Genomic DNA, 16,859 nt, shown 5'->3' on the forward strand with positions numbered 1-16,859 from the left:
AATTTGGCGCGCTTGTTTTTCAACGCAATCCTCCAACTGCATTAAAGACTCGCCAGCAAAGATCGCGCAAATTAAGGCTTTGCCAAGCCGACCTACCGGGCTAAATATCAGCCTGCTTGGACCCTGTGTTTCCCGTGTGGAGGACACAAGCCGATAAAATTTGTACAGCATTGAACCTTTTCTACGGAATTCCGAATTAACCCGCGTTGGTGATGCCAAGTAGTGATGTCGTAAGACGCGCCGGTGATCACCTCAAATCTTTACCAATCTAAACATTATCCGTAGGTAAGTAACACATGAGAATGAAAATCTTGAATTTGGCCGTATCGATGACGCTGCTCGCTGCTTCGGGTGCTACTTTGGCGGCTGGAGGTAGTAATAGCGGAGGAAATGGCGGCAATGGCGGCGGCACCGCGGACGATAATCCGTCTGCTTCGGATCTTTACGTGTTGCAGTATGGGGCGGAGAAGCAGAATGACGCGGACGCGCCCGACATCACCGAAACCGAACTAGAGGCCTTGCAGGTGGCTCCACCTCCCGTGCAGACCCCGGTTTCCAGCGCCAGCGGCAGCCAATTGGTCAATGCCTGGCTTGCGCCCAACAGCAGCATTCTCGTGCAGAACATCAGCTATATCGGCCAGAGCAACCAGGCCCGTGTTTACACTGGCAACGAATTCGGCAGTGTAATTAACACCGACGGCATCGTACTGACCACCGGCAACGCCAACTTCGCCAACGCCAATACATCCAGCGGGGCGACCGGCGTCACCGGAACCGGCGCAAGCTACGCGGTTTCCAAACTCAGCAATCAATTTACCTACGATGCCAACTCCCTGCGCTTTGACTTTACCCTCGACAATTCGGCTTCGAGCGCAAACGGCATCACTTCCAAGTTCGTCTTTGCCTCCGAGGAATATCCGGAGTGGACGGGGATTTTTCGCGATGGCTTTGCTTTGGTCGTCGACGGCATAAATTACGCACACTTCGACGCCTCGAATTTCGTCGTGCTGGACAATTGCAGTAGTAATGGTGTTTATCCCTGCACCGACACCACTCAAAACGACAACGGCTTTTTGACGCCCAATGCCGGCGCCACCGCAGTTCCCTTCGAGTTTGACGGCTATACCGCCGTTCTGACCGTCAATGCCTTGCTAAACCCGGCGTTGACGAAACATAGCCTGGAAGCCGTTATTGCCGACTCCAACGACCCGCTGTGGGATAGCGCTGTGTTTCTCTCGCGATTGTCTGTTGCGACTTTACCCGGCACCTTCCAAGACGTCGTTCCGGCCCCCGTTCCGTTACCCGCACCATTAGGCCTGTTTACTTCTGCGTTGGCGATTTGGGGGGTGTTACGCCGCAAAAGCTAAATTATGCGCAATGCTAGATCACTAACAAATTTTGTATCCTGGTTTCCCGGGGAAGAAAACCACACACTTGTTTTTCGTTAAGTTTGTTCCTAAGCTAGCCCGCTATTTACTCTCATACAAAACACTCAATGCGCGGCGTTCACACGGAATCGGAAAAAGAAGTTTACGACGTCGTCGTCATTGGCGCGGGCATTGGCGGGCTGAGTACCGGCGCATTGTTGGCGAAAACCGGCAAGTCCGTGCTGATTGTGGAAAGACACGACCGGCCGGGCGGTTATGCTCACGGCTTCAAACGCCGAAACGTTCATTTTGATTCCGGCGTGCATTTGGTCAGCGGTTGCAGTTCGAAAGGCTACGGCAACGGCAACACCATCAATAAGATCTGCCGGGCAGTGGGCATAGATCCGGAGGCTCTTTTTATCCCGGTCCCATCTTACGCCCGCGCGGTTTTTCCTGAATTGGAAATCCCGTTGCGGGCCGGTGAGGCGGCGTTCGTGGCCGGCTTGACCGAGCATTTTCCGCAGGAAAAAGAAGGCCTGCTGGCGCTGATCCGGCTTTGCAAAGTATTGGCGGAAGAAGCCATGCTGGCCGAGGAAGTGTTGGCCCAAAGTAAGGCAACGCGGGTTTCGCCGATGCAAATGCTGGGCAATTTATTCCGCTATCGTCGAACTACTTTGGCCGAAGCGTTGGACGAATTTTTGATCGATTCCCGTCTGAAAAGCGCTTGTGCGATGCTCTGGCCTTACTTGGGGCTGCCGCCGTCGCAACTGTCCTTTCTGTATTGGGCCTCGATGATGGCGGGTTACACTTACGAAGGTGGCTATTATTGCCGTGGCAGTTTCCAGATTTACGCCAATCAACTGGCCGCCACCATCGAAAATCAGGGCGGCGAAGTCTTGCTGAATTCCAGCGTACGGCGGATTTGTGTCGAGCAAGGCAAAGCCTGTGGCATCGTCTTGGAAAACGGCCAGTTAATCAGGGCAGAAACCGTGGTTTCGAACATCGACTCCCGGCACACCGCCGAATTGTTAGTCGGCCGGGAGCACCTACCGAACGGCTATTGCGAAAGTCTGGCGAAGCTGTCGCCGTCCTTGTCGATCTTCGCCAGCTATATTGCTACCGATCTGCCTATCTCCGAACAAGACCATGCCCATGAGGGCTTTTTCTTCGAATCGTTCGACCACGAAGCCAGCTACTCGCTGAGCCAAGCCGGCCAAAGCAACTGGTTTTCGGCGACGCTGCCTTCTATGACCGATAACTCCCTGGCACCGCCGGGACAAAGCATCATCATGCTGACCACACTGTGCCCGTTCGATGTTGGCCAGTCCTGGCGCATAGCCAAGCGCGGCTTTCAGCAACGCTTGCTGGAAAAAGCCGAGCGGCATTTTCCCGGCCTTAACGACCATTTGCTGGTGGTGGAATCCGGTTCGCCGCGCACCATGGAGCGCTACACGCTTAATCAGCAAGGCTCGGCCTACGGTTTTGCGCCCAGTCCGGACCAGATCGGCCCGAACCGGCCCGGCGTAGTTGGCGCCCTGCCCGGCCTGTTTCACACCGGCCATTGGACTCGGCCGGGCGGCGGGGTGGCGGGCGTGAGTGTCTCGGCTCTGCTCGCCGCGCAAGCCGTGCTCGGCATTGTTAAACAGGAAGATTTTTGGAAATATTTAGGATTGGACGATTAAGTTTAAATAACTCCTTCTCCCTTAGTACCTGCAAGGTATAAAGGCGAAGGTTGGGATGAGGAAATTAAAATCAATTATTTATATCCCTCACCCTAGCCCTCTCCCAGAGGGACAATGCCGTTAAGTTAAGCTCCCTCTCCTGCTGGAGAGGGTTGGGGTGAGGAGAATCAAATTAAGCAAAAAAACCTTTTTTAACTCCCTCATCCTAACCTTCTCCAGGAGGGAGAAGGGACTGCCCACCTTAACTTAACGGCATTGCCCAAAGGGAGAGGGAATTTTTAGAGGTTATTTTGACCGGAAAATAATCGACTTCATCCGCGCCAGTTTCGGCGAAACCACCGGCACCGTCAGCATGGTGCTGAGCACGGCCATCAATAACAGAGCAGTGAAGGTCTCGCTGGTTATAATTCCTTTATCCAGCAAGACATTGGCGAAAATGATCATGATCAAAGCCTTGGTTTGCAATAGCCAACCGATCAACGACGACTCGCCGCGTTGCCATTTCAGGATTTTTCCGGCTAGATGCGTACCGAGCAGCTTTCCGAATACCGAGACAAACAACAGCACCGCAGCAACAACCAGCACCGCAGTGCCGCCCATGGCCCAATTGGTCTTCAAGCCGGCGCTGATGAAATACACCGGCATCACTGTCAGCAACAGATGATGGCGTAATAGGTCCATTTGGGTTTGATTAAACCAATGGCCATCCAGGATGGCGCCGGCCAGAAAGGCACCCACCATAAAATGCAGCCCGGCCCAATCGGCGGCAAAACCGGTAGCCGCCAAGGCGATGATACCGACATACCAACGATCCCACTCCGGTAGCCAGGCCATCAGTTTGCGAAGCCCGTACGCCGCAATCGCAAAACCCATCAAAAATGCGCCCTGCCGGCCTACCCTCTCCCAATCCAACAGGATCAATGCCAACACCGCCCATATCGCAATATCATCCATGCTGGCATAACGCAGGATACGCTGGCCTATAGGTTGACGTAAAACTTCCAGCTTTTCCATCAACAAAATCAGGATAGGCAACGCCGTCACTGCACAAGACATGCCTATGCCGAGCACGAATTGCCAAGGCATCGCCTTAGTGCCTATCCAGCCGTCGAACATCAACATGCCCAAAGCGGCGATACAGCCGAACCCCAAGGGCACTCCCAGCGCCAGACCGGCGGTGACGGTGCTTTCCAGCCGATGTTGCCAGGCTTGGCGCAGATCCAGTTCGATGCCGGCGACCCAGACAAACAGCATCACCGACCACCAGGCGATGCCGTTTAGCGCTTGTATCACCTGTTTGTTGAACACAAAGGCATAATAATCTGGAAATGCCGCACCCAGAATGCCGGGCCCGAGCAGGATGCCGGTAATGATCTGCACCACTACCAAGGGTGCGAAATAGTCTGTCCTGCCGATGCGCCAAATCAGATATGGCAGACTGTAGATAATGGTGACGGCAATCAGGAATACTTCTGTGGTGTTCATCGGCCAATAGTGTTGTAGTTCGTTAGCCGGGTATTATTGCAAAATTAGCGTTTAAGCAAAGTGCGCGAGTGTTTGCCTAAAAATTCAGAAGTTACGAACTGAAAATACAAGAAGCTGTTTTACAATCCGCTGCTCCGATCAAAACACTCGTTGTCTATCGTTGAGCAAAGGGTTAAGCGATATGAAACCCGTCAGGCGATTGAGCACAATATAAAAACTATTTTGAAACACAGGTGAAATCCGATGTCGCAATTTGAACGCTTTGACGCCGCAGTTATTGGGGGCGGACCGGCCGGCACCAGCGCGGCGATCATATTGGCCAAGGCCGGCAAACGCGTGGTCTTGTTCGAACGCTCGCGCTTTCCGCGGTTTCAGATCGGCGAATCATTATTGCCGGCTTGCTGGGAAATCTGGCGCCGGCTCGGCGTCACGGAAAAAATTGAAGCCGAAGGGTTTACAGTGAAACAGGGAGCCAATTTCGGCATGTTCAACCAAAAGCCGGATGTGTTGCTACTGACAGCCGAATACCCTGGATATTTCGAACGGCCTTACACCTATCACGTCGAACGCGCGCGTTTCGACGAAATCTTGCTGGAACATGCTGCGGAATGCGGTGTCGATGTACGCCGGGAATGGGCGGTCGCCGACGTACTATTCGAAGGCGAGCAAGCGATTGGTGTCAGTGCCGGTAAAAATGGTTCTGACCCTGCGCCAATTCATGCCTCGGTCGTGATCGACGCGTCGGGTCGAGAGTCAATGATCGCCCGCAAACTCAATTGGCGGCGGCCCTTACCGGAACTGAACAAAATCGCCCATTTCGCCCATTTCAAAGGCGGCTTTCGCCGCAATCCGCACGGTTTTATCAATTTTGGCGAGGTGATGGACGGCTCGGTGACCACCGACATCCACACCATCGATGGCGGCTGGATTTGGTATATCCCGCTAAGAAACAATATCACCAGTGTCGGCGCCGTATTGGACACCCGTTTTGCAAAAAGCCTAGGCGATTCGCCACAGCAGCGCTTCGAGAAGGCCATAGAAAGTTGCGCTTGCGTGCGCGAATGGCTTGAAGGGGCCGAACAAGCCATGGAGATCAAAACCATTTCTTCCATTGGTTACATGAACGAACGTTTTCATGGCAACGGCTTTTTACTGGTCGGCGATGCCTCGATGTTCGTCGATCCGGTTTTCTCCGCAGGCGTGACACTGGCCATGCGCAGCGGCGTTTTCGCCGCCGATGCCATTCTCGACGGATTTGCTAACGGCGAAGATTTCAGCGCAGCCCGATTGAGTGCTTACGAGGATCGCATCCGCGAGCCGATGGAGCGGATTTTCCAGATGATTTATAACTGGTACCGGATTCTGGAACAAAAAGACGCCAATAATATTATCCTGCGTTCAAGGCAAAGCCCGATGCTGCGCGAGCGCTTTATTGTGCTGCTTTCCGGCGGTTACGATAAAGTCAGCATGCAACAGATACTCGAGGCAGCCGACGAACCACAGTCGACTTATTTGATTTCCTGAAGCAAACGCCAGCATTATTCTCGGCTAAAAACAGTTAAATTTCTCCGCGCAGCCGAGGGCTTCCTCGGTTAGCGCTATCGCATCCTAATGTACTTTTCACATCCCATAACCAGCACTCGGCATATCGACCGGCAAAATCCTATCGCTATGTCAAAGGTCCACCAATTCTCTGCCAGGTCCAATCTATCCTTGGAAAGTGTGGATCTCACTAACTCGTTCTCCAAGGCTTTCAATCTGCCAGGCACCCTCATAGCAAGCTATGTTGGGCAACGCACCGACACCTAGGGACTTGTTATATAGACTTTTACTCTAAGCTTGGAGGTCAAATCCCAGGTCAACAAAGTCCCCAGACTTCCTACTCACTTCCTGAATTATTCGCAACGCTCCGTTTTTGTTGCGCACAGAAGCAGTAATTCAGAAATTTCCAGACGGTAATTCCGCGCAGGCTAGCCGGCATCGGCTTGGCCGGTGGTGGAGCACGATCTTTATCAATCGCACGAAGCACAATTTTTTATCTGCGGAAATTTTTTGGCAGGTGGTTATTCCCTCGGCAACACGCTTGCTGCGAGCGGAATAAAGACCGTTCGGATCTGTAATCCTCCGAAATAAACGGTCGAAAAAACTCTGTCAAAGCCGGAATTGCAAAGCAAAACCGGCTGCGGGGTAAGGCGGCCAGGATGGCCATTTGTTAATGTTTAACTGTTGGGAAAAACCTATGAATATGAATCATTTTGTAAAAAGCTCGCTAGCCGTATGCCTGCTTGCCGCATCTACTGCCAGCTCCGCTAGTGTTTGGGCGCCTACAAGCAATGTTGCTTCTTTGTTTGCGACTAATTTACTGGGTCAACCTGTATTTACTGGTACGTTTGGTATTTTTGAAGATACTGCCGATATCAGCCAAGGCAATTTTGTCGTGTCATTTACAGGGTTCGATGCAGTCACATTTACCGCTAACGGTGGAAATTATGATGTGTCGACATTGTTCTCCAAAAATACCGGTCAGTTATCCGGATCAAGTAGCTTTCAAATAGGTTACCTGTCCAATACCGGTTGGAAATCGGAGTTGTTCAATTCGGATGAAGTCGAGCCGTTCATTACTTTTGGTTTCGGAACCGGCAATAGCTTTAATAATTTGAAGCTATTGGTCGCGGCTGGAATTCAATCGGTTGAAAGCCCGATAACGGCAGTGCCTCTCCCTGCTTCTATATGGCTGATGACCAGCGCATTGCTGGGCGTGTTGTATTCCGGACGCCGTAAATCCGATGTGGCATATGCCTAAACTCTAGGCGTTAGCGCCGGACGCGTGGATTGCGCGTCCGGCTATTTTCGACGCAGCAATCGGTGGCAATTCGGTAATAAAAAACGGCAGTCGAATAGACTGCCGTTTTTTATTACGCCGGGTAGCTATTGCGCGGCTTGCAAATGCTCCACTGCCGCTTCCGCGGACTTTTTCGCCAGCTCGGCGTGACCTTGTTTAGCATGCTCTATGGCGGCATCCAGACTCGAATTACCGGCCTTCAGGTGCTCGTCAACAACGTTCAGATGGCTTTTCGCTGCATCCGCATGATTGACTAGGACTTTGGTATCGTTGGTTTTAGCGGCAGTTTGCGCATGTTGCAATGCGAGCGCCATATGACTTTCCGTTGCATACGCGTTGCCGGCCCAAATCGTCACAACCAGTCCGGTAAATAATCCGCCCAGTCTGATATGGCAGTTATCTGAACTAGGCGGCATCTTAGTAGCGATCATTCTTGCCGTCTTTCTTGGCGCTGCGTCTAAGAGCGACGAACCCCACCCTATCCTTGCCCGCGTTCATTTCCAGGTCTTCTTCCTTGCCGGTTAACTGTTGGTTCCGGCTATTGCCGGTAATATCTATCACATTGTTTTTGGCTGGTTGGATGCGATCTTTAGGTTTAGATTCTTCTTGCATGCGGCGATCTCCTTGAAATGTTGACCTTAACCGGATTGGCCACGGCCAAAGCGAAGACTAATTATTGCGACGCTCAGTCCGTACCATAGCTTAAATGCAAGGCGCTGTCGGTACGGCAGCGAACAAATGCATAACCCCTAACTAACCTAACACCAGTTTAAGCTTATGGGGTTGTCCGTCATCCGCCAATTTGATACCGTTGCCAAGCGTTTGCGCGACGCCATCCAGTTCCAGGCTGTAAATACCTCGGGTCGCACCGTTCGGGTTATCAATGCTGATTTGGTAAACACTGGCGCCGTGCCGATAAACCATGCTGTAACTTTGCCACGCTCTGGGTATGCACGGTTCGAACATCAAACGGTCGCCACGCACTTGCAAACCCAGAATGGATTCCAGTCCGGCCCGGTAAAACCAGCCGGAAGCGCCGGTGTACCAAGTCCAGCCGCCGCGCCGGGCGTGCGGCGCTTCTGAATAGATATCCGCCGCCAGTACATAAGGCTCAACCTTATACGCATATACCCCGGTGCGGCTGGCGGTGCGCTTGATCGGATTCAGCATGCGCAGCAGCTCCCCGGCCTGATCGCCTTCGCCGAGCATCGCATAAGCAATCACCGACCATATCGCCGCATGGGTATATTGCCCGCCGTTCTCGCGAATGCCGGGCGGATAACTTTTGATATAACCGGGATCGCGTTCGGTCTTGTCGAACGGCGGCGTGAACAGCAACAGCAGATCGTCGCCGTAACGCACCAGATATTCCCGTACCGATTCCATCGCCCGCCGAGCGCGTTCAGGCTCGGCGGCGCCGGAAATGACGCCCCAGCTTTGCGCGATGGAATCGATGCGGCACTCGGAATTGGCAGCCGAACCCAGCGGCGATCCGTCGTCGAAATAGGCGCGCCGATACCAAGCACCGTCCCAGCCTTCCGCTTCGACGGCAATCCGTAGTTGTCCGGCGTGCGCTAGCCAACGTTCGGCCCGTTCGTTGGCGCCGCGCGTTTCGGCAATGTCGGCAAACTCCGAAAGAGTTTTGATCAGGAACCAGGCCAGCCAGATACTTTCGCCCTGCCCCCGGTTGCCGACTCGGTTCATGCCGTCGTTCCAGTCGCCGCTACCGATCAACGGCAGGCCGTGCGCGCCGGTTGCCAAGCTTAAATCCAGCGCGCGTGCGCAATGCTCAAACAGGCTGCCTTCCCGAGAAGTTTCGGTGGGATGAAAATACGCGTCGTCCTGTTCCGCCGCCAACTCCGGCCCTTCCAGAAACGGTAGTAATTCCTCCAGTATCGGGATGTCGCCGCTGACCTTGAGGTAATGCGCGACCACAAACGGCAACCAGACCCGATCGTCGGAAAAACGGGTGCGTACGCCACGACCGGTGGGCGGATGCCACCAATGTTGCACGTCGCCCGGCTCGAATTGGCGGGCGGCGGCACGTAGAATATGTGCGCGGGTCAAATCGGGCCTGGTCACCGCCAAGGCCATGCTGTCCTGTAATTGATCGCGAAACCCAAAGGCGCCGCCCACCTGATAGAACGCCGCCCTCGCCCACATCCGGCAACTCAAGGTTTGATACAACAGCCAACCGTTTAACATTACGTCCAACTCGCGGTCCGGGGTTTTGATTTGCACCTTTCCCAGTATCGTCCGCCAAGACTGCTTGACCTCGGCAAACGTCGCTGTTACATCGGCCATACGGTAGCGCCGGATCAATTCGGCCGCATGTGGTTTATCCTTGCCTTGTCCCAGTAAAAATACTATCTCAATCTTCTCATCCGGTTCCAACTCAATGGTGGTTTGCAAAACCGCGCACGGGTCCATACCGGCACCGACCCGGTTTTTCAGCGGTTTGCGGTTCAATAAGCCGACCGGCGATTCCAGGCTGCCGTTACGGCCGAGAAATTCCGTGCGATTGGCGGTCCAGGCGGTCTGCTTGCCAGCCAGATCGGCGAAGGCAACGCGTGTCCCAAACTCCTGATCCCAAGGGTTGTAAGCCAGCATGGCCCCGGTTTCCGGGTCCAATTCCGTGACGATATGCGGCGCGGTGACACTACGCGAGGCACCGAGCACCCATTCCAGATAAGCCGTTACGGTCAGGCATCGGCGGTGCCCAGAGACATTGGTCAAGGTCAAGGAAGAGATTTTGACCGGGTCGTCCTTGCTGACGAACTGCAACAATTGGCTATGGATGCCGTGCGAGGTGTGCTCGAAACTGCTGTAGCCGTGGCCGTGCCGAATCAAATAACCGGCATTCTCGACTCGGATCGGCAGCACGGTTGGCGTCCACAATACGTTACTGTCGTCGTCGCGTATGTAAAATACTTCGCCCGGCGCATCGCCGACCGGATCATTCGACCACGGCGTCAATTGGTTTTCGCGGCTATTGCCGCACCAGGTACAGCCGCTGCCCAGTTCGGACGCCGTGAAGCCGAACTCGGGATTGGCAATTACATTGATCCATGGTGCGGGCGTGTTCTGGCCTTTGTCCAACACGATCATATACTCTCGGCCGTCATCGGCAAAGCCGCCCAGACCGTTGAAAAACTCCAGCGGCGGCACGGCCAACGGCGGCTGTTCCGGTGTTTCCTTGGGCGCGGTTCTTTCCGCAACGTATAACGCGATCGGCCGAGGGTGGCGTAATAATTGTTCGGCCAAGGTACCGCGATTGCCGACCAGCATCGCCCGCGCCGAGGTTTGCAATAAACGCCGTTCTTCCAGGGATAACAAACCGCCCTGCAGCACAAAAATAGCGCCGTGCGGTTCGTATTCCGCCGAGGCCGAACGGGCCCGACTTTCCCGCACCAGACTTTCCAGTAAATTTTGCAGATCCTCGACGTAAGACACTTCCTTCTCGTTCAGAATCAGCAGATCGACCGCCAAGCCTTTGATTCGCCAATACTCGTGGGCGCACAATAGTTGCTCGACAATCCCGCGGTCTTCCGGCTCGCCGACCCGCAACAATAAAATGGGTCTGTCGCCGGAAATACCGTAGCGCCACAAGCCGGTCACATTTAGTGTATTGCTTTGCAGCAATTTACCGGCGGGCCTTAAGGACGGGTCGGCATAAAGCAAACGATTGGCCAGCATCTGAAATAACTGGGCCTCGTCGGGCTTAGTGTGCAAATGGTGCAATTGCACGTGCGCATGGGTCCAGGCCAAGGCGGATACGCGCTCCCAGGCCATCAAATTATGATATTTGTCCGCCAAATCTGCCGCCGCCTGCCTTGATGCGGCAACCAGCGTGGTAAAGGTCAAATGTTCGGTAGCGCCGGCCGCAATTTTAATGCGCGTGCGCAAGCTGAATATTGGGTCTAGCACCGAGCCAACGGTATTACTCAAGGGCCGGCCGTCCATCACCGCCAGCGGCGCGCGCAGGGTTTGGCCGCGACCGATAAAACGGGCGCGGTCGGTTTCGTATTGCAAACCGTCGCCGGTTTGCCGGTCGGCCAAAACATGCGCGGCCCACAATTGCGGGTCATCCGCGGAACGTTGCCGACGATGCGCGAGCAAAGACCGGGTTTGCGGCAGATATTCGGTTTGTACAAACAAATTCGAAAAAGCCGGATGCGCTATATCGGCTTGCATGGTCGTCAGCACGATTTCGGCATACGAAGTCACTTCGATTTCACGCTCATGCATGCTGTTATTGGTCAAACTCAGCCGGCGGATTTCGGCGTCGTCTTCCGGCGACACCACGATTTCCAGCGTGCTGACTATGGCGCCGTCGGTGCGCGTGATTCTGGCCCTATCTTCTACAAACACCACCTCGTAGTGTTCGGGTGCTGCGACTGTAGGTTGGTAGCCAGCCGACCAAACCTGGCCGCTGTCGACGTCGCGAAGATATAAATAACTGCCCCAGGCATCGCGGGTGGTATCTTCGCGCCAACGGGTCACCGCCAAGTTTCGCCATTGGCTGTAACCCGAGCCGGCGGCGGTCATCATCACCGAGTAACGGCCATTGGAGAGAAGCAGTGTGGACGGCACGGCTGACATCGGCGACGGCACTCGCCGTACCGGCGGTTGCACGGTTTCCTTCACATCGGACAGTTCCTGCAACAACGGCAGCACACTGGTGTCGGCACCGTGCGGAATGCGTTCCTGCAATAATAAATCCGCCGACTGGATTAGCGCTGCACGATGAAAACGATGCCGCATCACACCGTCGTGTACCACGTTGGCGAACGCAACCAACGACATGCCCTGATGATGCGCCATATAGCAACGCACCATGGCCACGCGCTGTCCTTCCGCCAACCTGATCGGCGTGAAATCCAAAGCCTCGTAGAAACCGTAGCGCCCCTGCGCGCCTTCCCGTTCCAGGCGAGTGAAATTTTCGACCGCGGCATGCGGCAGATACATCGCCGCCAATGCCGTGGCATAGGGCGCAATGACCAGTTCCTCGCCCAAGCCGCGCTTCATGCCCAGACCGGGTACGCCAAACGCGGAATATTGATAGGTAAAATACAAATCACGACCGTTAAAGGCCGACTCCGACACGCCCCAGGGCACGCCGCGCTGTTTGCCGTATTCGATTTGCCGTTTTACCACCAAGCGGCAGGTCTGATCGAGCAGGCTGTAGCGCGGGGTAAATGTCACCAGGGAAGGCATCAGATATTCAAACATCGAACCGGACCAGGACAGCAGCACCGTGCCATGGGCGACGCGAGTCACCCGCCGACCCAGATGGAACCAGTGAGTACTCGGCACGTCGCGTTTTGCGATGGCGATAATGCTGGATAGTCTGGCTTCCGACGCCAGCAGATCGTAATAACTGGGATCGATAGCCCCTTCCGCGACCCGATAACCGATAGCAAACATGTGCCGATTGGCATCGTACAAAAATCGGAAATCCATATCCCGGAACAAGCCTTCCAGCAGTTCGGCCATGCTTTCCAGACGATCATGTAAGGCCTTGGCTTGGTCGCCGGCCCGGCGTAGCAGGACAATCAGCGCTTTTACTTCCGATGCGGCCGGTTCCGGTTGCGAACACTCTTCGTGATCAGACCAAAGCGCATAACTGGCGGCGAGCAGGCAAAGCGGCGTTTCCAGTCCGAATTGTTGGCTTAAATCGGCAGCCTGCGAACAGACCGAAGCATATTGAGCCGGAAAATGAATCCACGGTATTAGAGTAGCCACGTCTCGCGCATGCGAACGGATGTCATCGCATAACTGACCGGCCCAAGCCAATACCTCGTTGTCCAGGCTGTCGCCGCGTTCGACCGCATGGGCGTTGGCTAGATCGTGCAAGGCATTGGCGCAAATTGTCAGTTGTTGCCATAACGCACTCCAGGCTGCGGCATCGACTGGACGACAGGCTAACAGCCTGCCCAGAATGTCGGTTTTTTGTCGTAATTCTGCTAAGGTTACGGTCAGCGTGCGGCGGTCGTCTTTTATGTCCGCCAAGGCCTTAAGCAATAAGCGGTGGGTATCGGCCAATCCGCTCAGGGCGTTGCTAAGGTCCAGCGGCCGGCTGGCCATTTCCCGGCAAGCTTGCGCCAGCGTCAACAAGTGGCCGGCCAAGTTGCCGCTATCGACAGTGGACACATAGCGCGGTTCCAGCATCTGCAAATCGCGGGTGTCGTACCAGTTATAAAAATGGCCGTGTAACCTAGGTAATTCAGCAAGGGTTGCCAGCGTGGCTTCCAGGCGCGTAACGGTATCGCTCAAACCCAGCCAGCCAAAATCCCGGGCGGAAACCACGGATAACAGATACAAACCGAAATTGGTCGGCGAACTGCGGTGGGCGATCACCGGCTGCGGATCTTCCTGAAAATTATCCGGCGGCAGATAATGCTCTTCGGCCGTGACAAAGGTGGTAAAAAATCGCCAGATGCGCCGCCCGTACAAACGCAATTGCGCGCTATCGGCCGGCAATAAGGCTTCGGCGCTATCGATTTTTGGCGGCAGACTCAAGGCCCGCGCCACCACAGGCGCCAACCACCACAGCATCAAAAACGGCGCGGCCGCCACAATCGCGTCCGGGTTGAACAGCACTACCAGCGCGCCGGCACCAAATACCACCGAGGACGAATGGCTCAACGGACGGATCAAATTCTTTAGCGCATGCCCTGCCCCGGCTTTAGCCTGCAGGGCCGTGACCCATTTCAGTAACTTGCGGCGAGTGATAAAAAGCCGGATCAAGGTGGTGACGATGGCATCGGTCATCAACCAGGCCTGTTGCGCCAGCAGCGTCAGCGCCACCAGGCTATTGCACAGCGCCCAAGCCACGTTCTCGCCTACACCGCGCAGATGCGTCGCCAGGCTAATACCGCGGCGAGGTGCGGCAAAGCCGGCGGTGATCGCTAACACCGCCGGAAAAGCCAGAGCCGTCAATACAAAACCGATCAAGGGCAATAGCGGCGCATGCGGCATGGCCCAGCTAACCACCAATGCGGAAAACGCCGCCGGCGCCGACAGCGAGCGGCGCAGATTATCCAGCATTTTCCAGCGGCCTATCATCGGCATGCCTTTGCCGCGCGCGCCGAAAATCCAGGGTATCAGCTGCCAGTCGCCGCGTGTCCAACGGTGTTCCCGCGACGCCGCCACTTCGGTATGCGACGGGAATTCCTCGAAAAACTCGATATCGCTAACCAAACCGCAACGCACGTAAACGCTTTCGAACAAATCGTGGCTGAGCTGGGTATTATCCGGTACTCGCCCGGCCAGCGCCGCCTCGAAACTGTCCACATGATACAAGCCCTTGCCGCTGTAGGTGCCCAAGCCGAACAAGTCCTGATATAGCTCGGATACCGAACTGGAATAAGCGTCGGTGCCGGAAGCGCCGGCAAATATTTGATGGAACATCGAGCGTTCCTGGCGTTGCGGCAGGGTCGGCGTCACGCGGGGCTGCAAGATGCCGTAGCCGTCCACGACGGTTTGACTGTCGGCATCGAATACGGGCTTGTTCAACGGATGCGCCGCCACGCCGACCAATTGCGCGACCACGCCCATTGGCAATTTGGTGTCGGCATCCAAGGTCACTACATAGCAGATACCGGATGGCGCGACTGCCGCTTGCCCGGCTGTCGGCAAAAATGATGTATCGGTGGCGCCGCGCAGCAGGCGATTGAATTCCTGCAATTTGCCGCGCTTGCGTTCCCAACCCATCCATTTGCTTTCGCTGGCATTCCACAAGCGTTTACGGTGAAACACAAAAAATCGTTGTTGCCGGTATTTGGCATTCAATGCGTTGATGGCTCCAACAGCCACGCTCAGCAACTTACCGTCGTTGGCTTGGGTTTCCTGCTCCGAATCGGCCCAATCCGACAACAAGGCAAAACGCACCGCACCGTCCGGGTTGGCCAGATAGCGGATTTCCATTTGTTCGATTTGTTGACGTACCCCGGCTTCGCTGACAAACATCGTCGGCACCACCACAAACGTGCTCAAGGCTTCCGGCACGCCGTCTTTCAGTTCCAGACGCGGTAAATGATTGGGCGGCAAACCGGCGACGATAAAATGATTCATCAGGCCAACGGCGATATCCGACGCCGGGAACATTAATACCAAGGCCAGCAACAGCAACTGAAAACCGTTTAGTCCCGCAGCAGCCGATACGCTTAACGGCAATCCCAGCAACAGCAGCGTCAATACGCCGAGACTGGCGACGTAGGCCAAGCCGGCATGCGCAACATAGCTGCGCAACAGGCGTTGTTTGAAAGTCGAGCGGTATTTGACTTTTGCTTCGAAAGCGTAGCGGCCGGCACCGATCAGGTAGTAACCGGGCTCCATTTGGCGTTCGTCACCGCTGTCTTGATCGACGGCGATTTGGACCTCGGCAATTGCCCGCCTCGCGATTTCGACTTCCGAGGCTGGAGAGCGCTTGGCCAGTTCTTCGATTGCATGCCGGTAACGGTCTCGGGTCAGGAAATCCATGGCCAAATAACCCTCATGCGTGCGCAAACAAGCATCCACCAGGCTGACATCCTCGACAAACTGCGGCCATTCGAATGCGGAGATCGCGCGCATGCTGGTAATAATGTTGCGCACCGTCATATTGTCGGCGATTTGGGCTGCGTGTTCCCGGTGCACAATATCGTCCAGGCTCAGCCCTTGTTCGCCCAGCCAATCGCTGAGGAATTTCAATGACAGTGCTATTGCCGGATGCGGATCGTGCGACCGTTGCAAAATTTGTACGGCATAGGCTTGCCGTAAGGACTCGGCCGGTAAGACGCCGGCTGGAATTGCCTGATCCGGGCTGTCGCTGCGGGCGACGATTTGTTCGACGTGATCGACGAACTGGTCCGCCAGGCGCCGACCGTTTTGCGAGCGCATGATACTTACGGCTAAACGGCGCAGATTTTCCACCAGCAGCACTCGCATGGTAATCGGGATCGCCCACAGCTCACCCAGCGTGAGCGGCTCTACACTTTGGTAGGCTTTAACGAACAAAGTCAGTAAATCCGGCGCAAACCGGCTATCGGTATGGGCCACCAAGGCCCAAGCTATGCCGTAAACGCGCGGATAACCGGCCAGCACCCCTTCTGCTAGTTTAGGCAGTTCCCGCGAATAGCTTTCCGGCAGATCGACATGAATGTCGCTAACCTGTTCTTCGATGACATGGAAATTGTCCAGTAGCCATTCGGCGGCAGGCGTAATGGCGTGTTGCTCGCGCACGGCCTTGGCGACCGACTTATAAGCTTCCAGCAATACCAAGGCGTTCTCGCGCACTCGCGGAATCAATTTATGGCCTTTCTTCAGCGTGGTGATTTTTTGCGCTTTTGCCAGGCTTACCGCGTGCTGTTCCAGGCGTTCCGTGTTGAACAATTCAAAGCGTATCGGTGCTTCCTCGCCTCCCGGATGCTCGCTTCTAACATGCCGCCGTTGTTCTCGCCGCTTGGCCATGGATTAATGCTCCGATCTGATGAATGTGGT

At 55.1% G+C, this 16,859-nt stretch carries 8 protein-coding genes; 4 read left to right on the forward strand and 4 right to left on the reverse strand.

The genetic code is table 11. The features are described from left to right. Positions 1-296: 296 nt before the first annotated feature. Both ACH50O_RS07110 and ACH50O_RS07115 read left to right on the forward strand, forming a co-directional pair. On the forward strand, positions 297-1,367 hold the full coding sequence (locus tag ACH50O_RS07110; protein WP_446811323.1) for a choice-of-anchor L domain-containing protein: 1,071 nt from the start codon (positions 297-299) through the stop codon (positions 1,365-1,367). Positions 1,368-1,495: 128 nt separating this feature from the next. Further along, complete coding sequence (locus ACH50O_RS07115; RefSeq protein WP_446811324.1) at positions 1,496-3,049, forward strand: phytoene desaturase family protein; 1,554 nt, start codon at positions 1,496-1,498, stop codon at positions 3,047-3,049. Positions 3,050-3,334: 285 nt separating this feature from the next. Here the strand turns inward: ACH50O_RS07115 and ACH50O_RS07120 are convergent, their stop codons facing one another. Then, the gene (locus tag ACH50O_RS07120) at positions 3,335-4,534 is read right to left on the reverse strand and encodes a cation:proton antiporter (RefSeq protein WP_446811325.1); all 1,200 of its coding nucleotides are present in this window, start codon (positions 4,532-4,534) and stop codon (positions 3,335-3,337) included. 243 nt (positions 4,535-4,777) lie between these two features. Here ACH50O_RS07120 and ACH50O_RS07125 point away from each other — a divergent pair, with 243 nt between their 5' ends. Together ACH50O_RS07125 and ACH50O_RS07130 are read left to right on the forward strand one after the other, a co-directional pair. Further along, positions 4,778-6,058, forward strand: coding sequence for an NAD(P)/FAD-dependent oxidoreductase (locus tag ACH50O_RS07125; protein WP_446811326.1), 1,281 nt, complete (start codon positions 4,778-4,780; stop codon positions 6,056-6,058). Between the two features lie 715 nt (positions 6,059-6,773). Next, complete coding sequence (locus tag ACH50O_RS07130; protein ID WP_446811327.1) at positions 6,774-7,337, forward strand: hypothetical protein; 564 nt, start codon at positions 6,774-6,776, stop codon at positions 7,335-7,337. A 125-nt stretch (positions 7,338-7,462) separates the two neighbouring features. On the opposite strand, the gene smbP is transcribed toward ACH50O_RS07130, so the two are convergent. The 3 genes from smbP to ACH50O_RS07145 form a co-directional block, all read right to left on the reverse strand. After that, positions 7,463-7,807, reverse strand: coding sequence for a small metal-binding protein SmbP (gene smbP / locus ACH50O_RS07135; RefSeq protein WP_446811328.1), 345 nt, complete (start codon positions 7,805-7,807; stop codon positions 7,463-7,465). Further along, positions 7,794-7,988, reverse strand: a complete 195-nt coding sequence (locus ACH50O_RS07140; protein WP_446811329.1) for a hypothetical protein — start codon at positions 7,986-7,988, stop codon at positions 7,794-7,796. The genes smbP and ACH50O_RS07140 overlap by 14 nt, the downstream gene beginning before the upstream one ends. A 141-nt stretch (positions 7,989-8,129) precedes the next feature. Continuing rightward, a complete protein-coding gene (locus tag ACH50O_RS07145; RefSeq protein WP_446811330.1) occupies positions 8,130-16,829 on the reverse strand; it encodes a GH36-type glycosyl hydrolase domain-containing protein in 8,700 nt (2,899 codons plus the stop codon). Positions 16,830-16,859 lie beyond the last annotated feature (30 nt).

Source organism: Methylomonas sp. 2BW1-5-20 (assembly GCF_052474515.1).

Excerpts from the sequence above, each read along its gene's own strand:
- ACH50O_RS07120 (WP_446811325.1), bottom strand. The coding sequence starts at position 4,534 with ATGAACACCACAGAAGTATTCCTGATTGCCGTCACCATTATCTACAGT.
- ACH50O_RS07115 (WP_446811324.1), top strand. The coding sequence starts at position 1,496 with ATGCGCGGCGTTCACACGGAATCGGAAAAAGAAGTTTACGACGTCGTC.
- ACH50O_RS07140 (WP_446811329.1), bottom strand. The coding sequence starts at position 7,988 with ATGCAAGAAGAATCTAAACCTAAAGATCGCATCCAACCAGCCAAAAAC.
- ACH50O_RS07110 (WP_446811323.1), top strand. The coding sequence starts at position 297 with ATGAGAATGAAAATCTTGAATTTGGCCGTATCGATGACGCTGCTCGCT.
- ACH50O_RS07125 (WP_446811326.1), top strand. The coding sequence starts at position 4,778 with ATGTCGCAATTTGAACGCTTTGACGCCGCAGTTATTGGGGGCGGACCG.
- smbP (WP_446811328.1), bottom strand. The coding sequence starts at position 7,807 with ATGATCGCTACTAAGATGCCGCCTAGTTCAGATAACTGCCATATCAGA.
- ACH50O_RS07130 (WP_446811327.1), top strand. The coding sequence starts at position 6,774 with ATGAATATGAATCATTTTGTAAAAAGCTCGCTAGCCGTATGCCTGCTT.
- ACH50O_RS07145 (WP_446811330.1), bottom strand. The coding sequence starts at position 16,829 with ATGGCCAAGCGGCGAGAACAACGGCGGCATGTTAGAAGCGAGCATCCG.